General features: G+C 40.0%; 11 protein-coding genes. 7 read left to right on the top strand and 4 right to left on the bottom strand.

Annotated features, from left to right (window positions below):
• Positions 1 to 10: 10 nt before the first annotated feature.
• Entirely contained in the window at positions 11 to 1,075 is a 1,065-nt protein-coding gene (locus Q0993_RS07575; protein ID WP_299531429.1) for a porin, read from the top strand.
• A gap of 70 nt (positions 1,076 to 1,145) precedes the next feature.
• On the opposite strand, the gene Q0993_RS07580 is transcribed toward Q0993_RS07575, so the two are convergent.
• Complete coding sequence (locus Q0993_RS07580; protein WP_367279589.1) at positions 1,146 to 1,817, bottom strand: DUF1684 domain-containing protein; 672 nt, start codon at positions 1,815 to 1,817, stop codon at positions 1,146 to 1,148.
• Positions 1,818 to 1,879: 62 nt separating this feature from the next.
• On the opposite strand from Q0993_RS07580, the gene Q0993_RS07585 reads away from it, so the two are divergent.
• The gene (locus Q0993_RS07585) at positions 1,880 to 2,617 is read left to right on the top strand and encodes a DJ-1/PfpI family protein (protein ID WP_299531431.1); all 738 of its coding nucleotides are present in this window, start codon (positions 1,880 to 1,882) and stop codon (positions 2,615 to 2,617) included.
• On the opposite strand, the gene Q0993_RS07590 is transcribed toward Q0993_RS07585, so the two are convergent.
• The 3 genes from Q0993_RS07590 to Q0993_RS07600 form a co-directional block, all read right to left on the bottom strand.
• The gene (locus Q0993_RS07590) at positions 2,604 to 4,016 is read right to left on the bottom strand and encodes an alpha/beta hydrolase (protein WP_299531433.1); all 1,413 of its coding nucleotides are present in this window, start codon (positions 4,014 to 4,016) and stop codon (positions 2,604 to 2,606) included. The two genes, Q0993_RS07585 and Q0993_RS07590, sit on opposite strands and share 14 nt — an antisense overlap.
• Positions 4,017 to 4,108: 92 nt before the next feature.
• Positions 4,109 to 4,933 (bottom strand): mechanosensitive ion channel family protein, encoded by an 825-nt coding sequence (locus tag Q0993_RS07595; protein WP_299531435.1) that lies wholly within the window; start codon positions 4,931 to 4,933, stop codon positions 4,109 to 4,111.
• Positions 4,934 to 5,015: 82 nt separating this feature from the next.
• The gene (locus tag Q0993_RS07600; RefSeq protein ID WP_299531437.1) at positions 5,016 to 5,468 is read right to left on the bottom strand and encodes an Lrp/AsnC family transcriptional regulator; all 453 of its coding nucleotides are present in this window, start codon (positions 5,466 to 5,468) and stop codon (positions 5,016 to 5,018) included.
• A 181-nt stretch (positions 5,469 to 5,649) separates the two neighbouring features.
• Between Q0993_RS07600 and Q0993_RS07605 the strand changes: the two genes are divergently transcribed.
• From Q0993_RS07605 to Q0993_RS07625, 5 genes are all read left to right on the top strand, one after another.
• The gene (locus Q0993_RS07605; protein WP_367279590.1) at positions 5,650 to 6,003 is read left to right on the top strand and encodes a hypothetical protein; all 354 of its coding nucleotides are present in this window, start codon (positions 5,650 to 5,652) and stop codon (positions 6,001 to 6,003) included.
• Between the two features lie 96 nt (positions 6,004 to 6,099).
• Positions 6,100 to 6,951, top strand: coding sequence for a formyltetrahydrofolate deformylase (gene purU, locus Q0993_RS07610; protein WP_299531441.1), 852 nt, complete (start codon positions 6,100 to 6,102; stop codon positions 6,949 to 6,951).
• 52 nt (positions 6,952 to 7,003) lie between these two features.
• The gene (locus Q0993_RS07615) at positions 7,004 to 7,711 is read left to right on the top strand and encodes a DUF4197 domain-containing protein (RefSeq protein WP_299531443.1); all 708 of its coding nucleotides are present in this window, start codon (positions 7,004 to 7,006) and stop codon (positions 7,709 to 7,711) included.
• A gap of 423 nt (positions 7,712 to 8,134) precedes the next feature.
• Positions 8,135 to 9,586 carry an AraC family transcriptional regulator gene (locus Q0993_RS07620; RefSeq protein WP_299531445.1) on the top strand — a complete coding sequence of 484 codons (1,452 nt, stop codon included), beginning with the start codon at positions 8,135 to 8,137 and terminating at the stop codon, positions 9,584 to 9,586.
• A gap of 653 nt (positions 9,587 to 10,239) precedes the next feature.
• Entirely contained in the window at positions 10,240 to 13,239 is a 3,000-nt protein-coding gene (locus Q0993_RS07625) for a TonB-dependent receptor (RefSeq protein ID WP_299531447.1), read from the top strand.
• Positions 13,240 to 13,243 lie beyond the last annotated feature (4 nt).

Below are 13,243 nucleotides of genomic sequence, written 5' to 3' on the forward strand. Positions count from 1 at the left end.
ATCTAAACTTATGAAAACGATTACAAATACAAATTTCGTAAAAAATATAGTTCTTTTGGCCATTATGCTTGTTGGAGTAGTATCTTTTGCCCAGGAGGATGACGAAGAAGAAAAGAAATTCTCCTTTAGTGGAACGGTGGATGCCTATTACAGAGCCAATCTCAACTCTGCAAACTCAGGGGAAAATTACTCGGCCCCAGGTAGTTCATTTGCAAATTTACCCGGTTTTGCCTTAGGTATGGCCAACGTAATTGCCTCTTATGAAGGAGAAAAAGTAGGTTTTGTGGCTGATTTGGTCTTTGGACCACGGGGTACGGATGCCGTTTTTGCCTCTCCAATGTATTCAGCTACGGGAGATATCGTCAACCAATTATATGCTTACTGGAACGTTAGTGAATCAGTGACATTGACCTTTGGTAACTTCAACACCTTTTTAGGCTATGAAGTAATTTCGCCTTCAGCAAACTTTAATTACAGCACCTCTTATTTATTCTCTTACGGGCCTTTTAGCCATACGGGGTTAAAAGCCGATTTTGCATTGTCCGATGATTTTAGTTTAATGTTGGCCATAATGAACCCGACCGACTTGACGGAATTTAATCCGGTGGGTCAGTATGCTTATGGTGTGCAATTGGGCTATAGCGACCAATATCTCAACTTACTTATAGACAATGGTTCTTTTGAGGTAGATTACACAGGAGGGTTTAATCTTTCCGACGACTTCTTCTTGGGTATAAACGCCGCCTATTTTAGTGGTGATGAGGATGACGGAATCGGAGATTTTGCCGGTGTAGCTCTTTATCCTCAATTGGCAACTTCCGAAAACTTTACTATTGGGCTAAGAGGGGAGTATTTTATGGAGACCGACTTCTTTGGTGCGATCGGTGCAAATGATGCCGATGGGGATGCTAGTGTTTTTGCAGTCACATTAACAGGTAGTGCCACCATAGGCGACTTAATCCTTAAGCCAGAACTACGTTTGGACAGCGCATCCGAAGAGCCATTTTTGGACTCGGACGGAGAACCTATAAGCAGCCTGTCTTCTTTTGTACTAGCAGCTATCTATCAATTTTAATCACTTAATTGGTTGATTTATTTATATATTTCGAGCAATCGAAGGCCCCGGCAGCAATGTCGGGGTTCTTTTATTTGGGATTTGGTTCAAATGCCCTAACCCCTGCCAAAATCTTAGCATCCAAGGAATTGATACTTGGCACGATCGGACATGAATACTTTTTGTTATATGCGCAATAGGGATTGTAGGCCCTATTGAAGTCAATGACTATAGTATCCCCTTTGGGAATACGCAAATCGATATAACGTCCACCTGTATACGTCTCTTCCCCGTTGGTATTATCGGTAAAAGGTAAAAAGAGATAATCTTCATAACCTTCCTGAAGCATCAATTCCGGATTTTGATAGACCTCCAACCGATGCTTTTTTCCTTTCAATGTAAAATGGGCAATGCCGTAAACTACCTCCTTTGATTTCCTATCCGTGGTGGTAGGCATCATGAAAGGGACGGCATCCGGGGTACGAATCAATTGGGCATATGCAATGAAGTTGGTATCCGGCGCAAAAAAATCCAAACTCTCAAAATTCTTGCGATACCTATCCGGTAAAGGAGACACTTCCGGGTCCTTAAACTCTTCATTCAGTTCACTTTGAAAATTTAAAATACCCTGCATTGCATTAACTGGAACCTCTTTTAGGTCCTTTTGGGATAGATCATGGTATCTTTTTCCTTGTTTGCAACCAAGAAAAAAACAAATCAGAATAAGGACATGGAATCGCATTTCGGATGAAAGTTTGCCCAAAAATACAATTTTAAGAATTCGTTCTTTAAGCCAACCGTTGTACATTGCCATAAATTAAGTTCATGATAAAAATATATGGCCTATTGGTTTTGACATTGATACTTGGTTCATGCAATGAGGCCCAAACTTCAAAAACGCAGCGAATCGAACCCGGACGGAAGGTATTAAGGTTTGATGCGGACAGATATAATGTCGCTTTTTTGATTATGGAGGGTACCTACAACACCGAATTTACCGCACCCTTTGATATTTTTCAGCATACCCAATATCGGAAAGGCATAAAGGCAATGAATACCTTTACCGTTGCAAATACCTTAGAACCCATAACCACTTTTGAAGGGGTACGGATTTTACCAGACATGGATTACACCAGGGATTCAATTCCCAAAATTGACATTTTGGTGGTACCCAGCGCTGAACACCATCTGGACAGTGATTTGAGGGATACAATTATGTTGAATTTCGTAAAACGCGTAGATCGGAATGCCCTATTTATGACCTCTCATTGCGATGGTGCCTTTGTGTTGGCCAAGGCCGGACTTCTGAACCGTGTGTCCTCTACCACTTTCCCAAGCGATATTGGTCTTTATAGGGAAATGTTTCCAAATCTTAAGGTGGAGGAAGAAGTTTTATTTGTTCATGACGGCAAGTATATAACGTCCGCCGGAGGTGCCAAAAGCTTTGAGGCTGCGTTATATCTATGTGAGTTGTTGTATGGTAAGGAAATAGCAAAGTCCATCGCCAAGGGTTTGGTGATAGATTGGGATTTAGAGAAAGTTCCAAGTTTTATTCGTCAATAATATCATATCTCGCCTCCTTTAAATATTTCTCTACAATATCATTAAACTGTGGTGTTATTCGCAACAAGGCCGTATTTTGCAAATTATAAAGTTCTTTTTTGTTTTGATAACCTTTCTTCAAGAGTTCCTCCAAATAAAATAATGCCGTTCCATAATCTTCCATTTTTGAGCTTTCCGAAATTATTTTCAGATAGTAGGAAAAGTCATAAGGGTCTGTAATGGTCTTTAACATCCATAAAAAAATCAGGGCTTCCTGGTCTACATTGCTCTCCGCCCTAATAATATCGATATTATCTTCTATGAGTGCATTGACATAACCTCTTAAACGTTTCCCCATTTGACGCTCAAATACTTTTGCACTCTTATCTAACTTTTTCAGTTCATCCATTTGATAATTCCACCACCCGAGGTTGTTGTAATTGTAGGTAAGGACATCTTCTTCCAAATAATAAGTATAGTCTTCCTTAATAAGTATCTCCTTAAAAAAAATAGCGTTTTGATCTCTATTCTGGACTTTGAAAAGTTTACTCCTTTTCAATATCTTTTTGTTATTGATTAAAGAATCTATATTTAAATGGGGTCTGAACACATCAATAATTTCATCCAAAAGCCCATTGGCAATCAACGGTTTCTGAGAAGTAACCCAGTTATTGACCGCTACTAGACCCTTTTCATAAACCTCCTTAATAAAGGCGCTGTTGTTTGGAATATCCCCTTTTGCCATTGAGGCCAACGTAAGAAACTCCATCGCCATGGACAGATATTCATGGTTTGGCCACTGGTGTTCTCCTTCAAAAACTAAAAGTTGATTAGGGAATCTCAATTTATTCAAGGTTTTCTCCAAGGCCAGCATCTCCGGATAATTAAAATCTGAATTTCCAACGATACCAATAAACTGAAAGGGTCTTTTACTGCTCAAAACCTCGGTATTGGCAACAGTGGCTCCACAAGAAATAACACCTTGAACGTTCTTTACAAAAGTAGGCACCAAGCTGGCAAAACGTGCACCATTGGAAAACCCAGCTGTATAGACGCGTTTTTTGTGTAAAGGAAACATGGAGGAAACCTTTTTGAACATTCGTGTGGAAATCATAATGTTCTGTGCAATGGATAGGCTATCCCTGATGTTATTGGAAGCTGCCAAGATATAATCTTCTTCCTCCGCTGCACTTGCGAACATACTTAAGGCTTGTTTTCCCCGACCTTCCATGTCGTAAACAAAAATAACGGGCCATTTCTTGGAAGCATCAAAATTGGCGGGAAGGTATAGGGCAAAAGTATCAGCTATGGTGTCATGGACCTTAATGCCATCGGTAATGGCCCCTTTTTTTAGCGCCAATTGCTGTGCATGTGAACCAAAAGCCATAACAAGAGACAGGAACAGTAAAAATCGCTTCATACCATTTACATTATCAAAAATCCGGCCAAAACCAATACTGATTGTTGTAGAAATTCGTTTCAAGGAAAATACACATCAATACCAACTACAAATCATTCCCCAATACGGCCTATTTCTATACCCTCAGAATACGCCACGGCTATGTTGCTTTTATTAAACGCCGTTTTTATAGCTTTATTGGCGGCGAAAGTCACTTCCCAAAAGTCATCTGGAAGCACATAGGGTCGTACAATTAGCTGAATATTATGCGAATCAAAATTGAGAATTCCTATTTCCGGTCTTGGGGTTTCCAATATCCTGGGGACCTCCTTTAATGCCACAGCGATTATTTCCTTCACTTTGGGAAAACTTTCCTCGTAGGGCATGGTCACCTCCAATTCCAAACGGATCATTCCCTTCTCGGAATAATTGGTAACCACTGAATCGGTTATCTTGGAATTTGGGATTATTAAAATCTTGTTTCCCGGTGTTAAAACATCAGTACTAAAAATACCTATTTCCTTAACACGCCCAAATTTATCCTCCACTTGTATCCAATCTCCTATCTTATAGGGTTTCAAGGTCAGAATTAAAATACCAGAGGCAAAATTCCCTAAACTGCCTTGCAAGGCCATACCCACAGCAAATCCCGCTGCCGCCAAAATAGCGACCAATCCCGTAAGATCTGCCCCTAATATAGAAGCAATAATGAACAACACGGCACCCTTTAGAATAATACTGGCGGTAGAGGAGAGAAAGGGCCTTAACGTCTCCGAAAAGCCTGTCCTTTGTAAAGCGGTGGAAATCAACTGCACCAGCTTCCTAGCCACTTTGAATCCTATCCAAAGAATGAAACCTGCCGCTATAATTCGAGGAAGATAAAAAACCGCCTGATCAACGGCCATTTGGAAATACTCGTTTAATTTATCCAATTCCATTAAAATAAATTACGTGAATATACACGTAAGTGACAAATATCTAAAATTGTTTTTCAAATGAAGTATTTCCTGAAATTGCAGTTTAAAAGGAAATCTTTTCCAGTGGAGCATAGGAAACTACTTGGGAAAGGACAATATGGGTACGGGTTTCCCCATATTGAATCAATTTATCGATAAATTTTTCCAAGTGGAATTGGTCTTTTAAAACGACTTCCATTACAATGTTTTCGTTCCCGGTAATCCGGTAACAGTTGACCACTTCATTGAGCGAGCCCACCATGGCCAGGAACGGCTTCAGTTTTCCCATAAATGCGCGCAATGTTATGATGGCCTTAAGCTGGTAACCCGATCGGGAATGGGATACCACTGCTTTATAACCTTCTAGGATTCCTGCATCCTCCATCTTTTTGACACGCTCGGCAACAGCAGGTGGGGAAAGACCTACTTTTCTACCAATGTCGGCAAAGGATTCACGGGCATTTTTCTGAAGGCGCTCCAGTATCTTCCAATTCAAATCGTCTATCTTAATATTCAAGGTTTCTTGGTAAAAAAAATTAGTAATAAAAGCAAAATTAAATAATTGCCTTAAATTCCAAAGCAAACTTATACTTTACGTTTGTAACTTTAGGGTAACGAATTGCTGGTATAAGAAGTAAATGTCCTATCAGAACCTTGGAAGCTTACCTGTTTACAGAAAGGCCTTGGAACTTTGCCTTATGAGTAGAGAAATTGCTTCCTATGTATCCTTTAACAAGGATTTGTTGAAGCTGTATAAGTCCAACAGCCTTAGGGACATTATTGCCGATTCCCTCTTGACCGATACCATTCTTATTCCACAAAAAATTGCCCAAGCCGAATCCTCAAGCTCACTTTCCGAGAGGTTGAAAAGTGCCACATACATCAACATCATGATACGAAACATCAATTCGTATTGTACCGGACTTGAAAAGGACGGGGTAAGGGAAAAGGAATACCTAAATCTTCTGCGAGAGGAAATACGCAGTTTTCGCCGGTCTTTCAAGGAGTGGAGAAAATCCCTTTCCAATGATGAAGGAAGCGACTGGCACTAAAACCTCGGTCAGCACAACACTTCTTCCGAAAAACTCTCCCTTTTATTTGGTAGCACACTTTTTATTGTTCTAATTTTAGACAATAAAACACCAAGCATGAAAACGACCATTCTTATCCATTGTCCAGATCAATCCGGAATTATAAGTGCCGTTACCGCTTTTATCCATCACAAAGGTGGAAATATAATATACTTAGATCAGCATGTGGATAAGGAAGCTGATGTATTCTTTATGCGATTGGAAAGTGACTTTGAACAGGACCTATCAGATATCGACAGTTTTAATAAAGAGTTTGAGGCTAAATTGGCATCGTCTTTTCAAATGCAATGGTCCCATCACCTGGACGATGTAAAGCCAAAAATGGCCTTGTTTGTATCCAAATACAATCATTGCCTTTATGACCTCTTGAGTAGATATAAATCCGGCGAACTTCTTGTTGAAATTCCTTTCATCATAAGTAATCATAATGACCTTACCTACATAGCGGAACAGTTTGAAATTCCATTTTATCATATTCCGGTTACCAAGGATACCAAAGATAAAGCGGAAACCAAACAATTGGAACATTTAAAACAACACAAGGTTGATTTCATCGTACTGGCCAGGTATATGCAAATAGTAAGCAGTAAAATCATCAATGAATATCCCAATGGTATTATTAACATACACCATTCTTTCCTCCCCGCATTTGCAGGTGCCAAACCGTATCACGCGGCTTTTGGAAGAGGGGTGAAAATTATTGGTGCCACAAGCCACTACGTTACTGAGGAATTGGATGCCGGACCTATCATAGAGCAGGATGTTACGGCGGTTTCCCATTCACATACTATAAAGGATTTTATTGCCAAAGGACGGGATTTGGAAAAAATTGTACTATCACGTGCAGTACAGCTCCATATAAAGAGAAAGACTATGGTCTACAATAACAAAACCGTGATTTTTTCATAAACATCGGTACATAATTGAACAAAGGTGTTTCTGCACCCAAAAATCAAAGCTTATGTCCAAGAAAATTATTTCTTTTTTTATTTTTTTTCAGTTATTGTCCTGCGCCGAACTGCAGCAGGTCGTAGATCAACTTCCACAGGGGGAGACCGGTATAGGAACTGCCCAGATTGCGGAAGGGCTTAGACAAGCCTTGAATGAGGGAGTGGACAAACAAGTATCTAAACTTACCCTTGAAAATGGTTTTTTTAAAAATGCACTGGTTAAAATACTGCTGCCCAGCGAGTTGCAAAAGGTAGACAAAACCTTACGGGACATAGGCCTTGGCAATTTGGCGGATGAGGGACTGAAAATATTGAACAGGGCAGCAGAAGATGCCGTTGGCGAAGCTAACCCTATTTTTGTAGATGCCATTAAAGGTATTTCATTTTCAGATGCCAGAAACATATTAATGGGCGATGAGGATGCAGCGACCCAGTATCTTAAAAATGGAACGCAAACGTCGCTCTATGCCAAATTCAACCCGGTTATCCAACGTTCTTTTGAAAAGGTTGGGGCGGATAAAATATGGAGCAATCTAATCAATAGGTACAACAACCTGCCTTTCACCAACGCTGTAAATCCAGATTTGACGGACTACGTTACCACCGAGGCATTGAACGGCGTCTATGCCATGATCGCCATTGAGGAAAAAGAGATTCGAAACAAGGTATCCGCCAGAACCACCGATATCTTAAGGAGAGTGTTCGCCTTGCAAGACTAACAAAAATTTATTCGTTTTGCCGGCAATATATTTTAGGGTAAACCGTTGTAAAAGAGTAAGGGCTTTACTATACTTGTTAATATCGCAAAAAAGCCCGTAAAGACTTCGTACTGAATTGTTTGAGTTAGTAATTTTTTGAGTTAGTTAGTTTTAAAACCGGTGGGAGCACCGGTTTTTTTTGTGATTTTCTCAATTAAAGCCCCTATTATATTTCATTCTCGCAAATTCTTTTTTGATAGTCCCGTACTCTAATTCATTTGGAGTAAACTATTATCGGGGCTTACTTCTTTTAAGAAAATTTTAAGGCCTTATGGAGCTTTATTTTTCTAATTTAAACTGAGCTAATTCACCAATTTATAAATGAGGCCTATAGGAATAATCTTTACATTCTTACTATTGTTAGGCAATTCTACCAAAGCTTCAGTGCCCCATAAAATTGACATCACGTATGGGCAGGACGGAGAGGACATAGTTACCTTACTAAATAGAAAGGCGGATAGTCTGTTTTTGGAACGCAACTATGTCAAAGCGGTCAAGGAGTTTAACATACTACTGGCCTATCCAGAAGTTGAGCAAGCGCCTGTTTTCAAGAAACTCGCGGTAAGCCAGGCGGCCCTGGGCAATAATGTTGAGGCAGCTAAATACGTTGAAAAATATCTATTACAGGATTTCAAGCCTGGAATCCTTTCGGATTCCAGTTTTGACAACGTCAGGGAAACAGAAGCATTCAGGGCGGTAGTAAAAAAGTACCTCCCAAAATTTAATTTTTGGTCGTTTCTTTATCTTTATGTAGCACTTATTGGCTTTTATATAGCGGCTATCATACATTTCAATAAAAAAATTGAAATCGCCGCCAAAATACTTATTAGCAGCTTTATTTTTATCCACTCATTTTTCATCTTACACATCTTTGTGAACCTCACCAATAATCACTATAAATACCCCCATACATATGCGATGTCCACCTGTTTTTCCTTTTTGTATGGGCCCCTACTCTATTTTTATTTCAAAAGAATTGCCCAAGAATATAAGTTCAAAGTTAGAGATCTACTGCATTTAACACCTACACTTTTATTTTTGGTCTATGTGCTCCCTATTTATGTATTATCCGGCGAGGAAAAACTAGGACTTTTGCTGGATAGGATTGCCAGCGGACGTAGCGTACAGGACATAACCATAATTGTTTTGAAATTGTCCTCACTTGCCATCTATGGCTTTTTTATACGGAAAATTTATTTGCGTACCAGACAGAACCGGAACTTAACAAAGGAAAATAAGATATGGCAAAAAAATATATTCAGAATTCACATCATGTATGTTTTTTGCTATGCCGCCTATGGGATTTTGCTCGGTAATAATATAACATCCGGATTTCTCTATCATATGCAGGTCATCAGTATGGCGTCCATGGTGATGTATGTAGGTTATTCAGCCAATGTACAACCCAACGTTTTTAGTGGTTTGTATCAATTCAATGATTCCTTGTTCTTCAAATATGAAAAATCCGGTTTAACGGACAGTTTATCCAAAGAACTCAGGGAAAAACTAATTCGTTTGTTCGACATTGAAAAAATATACAAGGAGAGTGATATTAGCCTGGAAATGATAGCAAAACGATTGGACACTACGCGTCATAACGCCTCACAGGTAATCAATGAACACTTTAATATGAATTTTCATGAACTTGTAAACAAGTATCGGATTCGGGAAGCGAAGGATATATTGAACAGTGATCAGAAAAAAAACCTGAATATTATCGATATTGCCTATGAGGTAGGTTATAACAACAAAGTCACATTTAACAAGGCCTTTAAAAAAGACACCAGTCTTACGCCCAGTGAATATCAAAAAACTTCCGTCGATACCCCGGCGTAAAAAATTCGTAAACTTTTATCGGAAACGTAAACGTTTATAAGACTTTCCTCGATTACCGGTTGGGCGTCATATTTTGGATGTTCATGAATTCAAGATTTTGTAAAAGCAGCTCTGCAGGTCATATTCTTAAAATTTTACTTTTTTCTCATTTTTAGAGTAATATATTTGAATTAGTCATCAAAACCAGTAGGGCTGCATTTTATTCTCCCCTCCTATTACTCTTTCCGGCCGGGGAGACGATTCCAAAAAAATCGATCAGGTATATATGGACACCTATCTACCAAAATAATGATTGCTACAATGGCATAAAAAACCATTGAACACTACCGCCCAAATTGTCCATTTTAAGATAGAATATAACATATGTCCCTAAAATTGTTACGAAAGGTAAATTAGGCGTAAACATTTATCGGAAAAGTAAACGTTTATAAGAATTTCCTTATAACAGCATAAGAGCATGTTACTTTGAGGGCGAATGACTAATAAAATGTTAAAGTAGCTCTAAATTCACTATTACTTATTCGCAACTATACTTTCAAAATCTTCATCTCATCATTTGAGCAAAGGTTTACATCGAATTCCTGGGCAATTTAGGTCTCTACTTTTCATATTTCTTAGTCTGTTCATGACTAACCCGAATAAAACTATTACGTATGAAAAAACAGTTGAAGCCGGTGCTTATGCTATTCCTGATAGGAATCTCGTACACATACGCACAAGAAAGAACAGTGACCGGTAATGTAACCGATCAGAATGCCATACCGCTGCCTGGCGTTAATATTTTGGTAAAGGGCACCACCTCTGGGACCCAATCCGATTTTGATGGGAATTACACCATCCAGGCCGAAGAAGGACAGATTTTAATATTCTCCTATTTAGGGCAAAAAACCGTTGAATTCACCGTTGGAACTTCAGATACCATAGATGTTCAGATGGAAGAAGATGCTTCTCAATTGGAAGAAGTAATCGTGGTAGGCTATGGTTCGCAATCCAAAAGAAAAATAACGGATAATATTGCTACGATATCCTCAGATCAAATAAACGAAATACCCACCCCCAGTCTACAAAGTGCCCTTACGGGAAAAGCCGCCGGTGTTCGTATTACCCAACTAAACGGCAAAGTAGAAGGAGGAATTAAAGTAAGGGTAAGAGGTGTAGCTACGATATCTTCTTCCCAGGAGCCCCTTTACGTAATTGATGGCGTACCGCTAACCAATCAAGACGAGTCCATAAACGATTCCCCCATAAACCCATTGGTATCGTTAAACCCGAATGACATTGAGTCCATTCAAATTCTAAAGGATGCCTCATCAGCTGCCATTTACGGTGCTCGAGGCACCAATGGTGTCGTTCTGATAACCACGAAACAGGGTAAGGAAGGTAAGACCAAGGTATCTATCAACTCATCCTATGGTTGGAGCACCGCCACCAATAAACTCGATTTTCTGAATGCGGCCCAATATAGGGAACTCTTTTTGGAAGCTGGACTCAATAACGGTTTTACGGAACAAGAAATACAGGACCAATTTGATTTTTACTCCAACGGACAGACCAATGTGGACACGGATTGGCAAGATCTTGCCTTAATTGACGGGTCCGTAGAGGATTTTGGGGTATCCATTTCAGGTGGTGGTACCAAAACCCGTTTTTTTCTTTCGTCAGGATATAACAAGACCCATGGTATTGTACGAGGCAATATTCTAGAACGCTATTCCTTGAGGGGAAATTTTGATCATGACATATCCGATAAGTTCAAAACAGGTCTCAATATGACCATTTCAAAAACCAAGATCAATAGAATATCCAACGATAACGCTTTTGCCACTCCCTTACAGGCCGTTGCCCAGGTACCCGTTTCCCCGGCTTTTTTGGAAGATGGTGTTACACCTAACAACGAAACCACGGAATACTTTAACTTCTTAATGGAACAGTTCAATGGCAGTTTTGAGACCAATATGTGGAGGGTCATTGCAAATACATATCTGCAATACCAAATACTACCAGAGCTCAACTTTAGGTCGGAAGTAGGTTACGACCTAAGTGTACAACTTGCGGAACGCTTCTCGGGCAGTTTAACCGAATCTGCTTCGGTTGGTGGGTTTGGAACCGCGAATACCGTGGAAACTGAAAGGTATGTATTGACCAATTACTTCTCCTACAATAAGGTCTTTGGGGAGCGATTTGATGTCGAGGCTACTGCCGGTATGAGTTTTGAGGAGAGCAGAAGAAGGCTGCAATTTATCCAGGCACAAGGTTTTCCTTCGGATGACCTTGAAACCCTTAATAGTGCCTCGGAAATTGTAGCGGGAGGATCTAGTAGAACAGCTTTCAATTTCTTATCCTATTTCGGTAGGGCAAGTCTGGCCATTGACAATAAATACCTGTTTAAGGGTAGCTTACGATACGATGGTTCCTCTCGTTTCGGTGCTGACAACCGATTTGGTATCTTCCCAGCCGCCTCGGTTGGTTGGATTGTTTCCGAAGAGAATTTTTTAGTTGATTCGGAAACGCTTTCCCTTCTAAAACTTAGGGGTAGTTGGGGCGTAACGGGTAACGCTGGAATCGGTGATTTTGCAAGTCTAAGTCTTTTCCAAGGCTCTCCTTACAACCAAAGAGCGGCATTGGCACCTACCCAGTTGGGCAATCCTGATGTAAAATGGGAAAGGACCACACAGGTTGATGTAGGATTGGATTTTGGCTTTTTTAGCAATAGGATATCCGGGGAAATCGACTATTACGTAAAGAACACCAACGATCTTTTGCTTAATGAGCCAATTCCTGGGACCACAGGTTTTGTGAACATTACGAGAAACGTAGGGGAGCTGAGGAATAGAGGTCTTGAATTTGTCCTGAACACCAGGAACATTCAGACCGAAAATTTACGATGGAGCACCTCTTTCAATATCTCGACTTTGGATAATGAGGTGACAAGCTTGCCTGGTGGGGATATTATCGAAGGTAGAAACATTGTAAGGGAAGGAGAGGTCTTATCTTCCTTTTACATGGTGGAATATGCGGGGGTAAATTCAGAAAACGGGGATGCCCTTTTTGTACTGAACACCCCAAATGCCGATGGCACCCTAAATAAAAACACGACAAGTAACTTTAATGAGGCGCAGCGTGTCATAGCAGGTAGTCCTTACCCAGATTTGATAGCCGGTCTATCCAGTAACCTCAATTATAAAAATTTGGACTTTTCCTTTACCTTCCAAGGAGAATGGGGTGCAAGCATCTATAATGACGGTGGAAGATTTCAATCTGGTAATGCCCGTTTTTTTGATAATCAAACAGCGGACCAATTGAACCGATGGCAACAGCCCGGAGACATTACCAATGTTCCCCAGGCAAGACTATTCTCTACCAACGGACAACAACCTTCTACCCGTTATTTAGACGAGACCGATTTTATCCGTTTACGTAATCTCACCTTGGGTTATACCATTCCAAGAGACGTTACCCAAAAATTCCATATCGATAGATTACGCGTCTATTTTTCAGGATTCAATTTGTTGACATTTACCGATTACATAGGATATGATCCTGAATCTACGGCAGATTTCAATGACGCCTTGAGCGATATTCAAGTTGGTGAGGATTTTTATTCCGCCCCACCTGCCAAAACTTATACCATTGGATTAAACATCGACTTTTAAATCA

The sequence above is a fragment of the Ulvibacterium sp. genome (assembly GCF_028285715.1).
Lineage (GTDB): Bacteria > Bacteroidota > Bacteroidia > Flavobacteriales > Flavobacteriaceae > Ulvibacterium.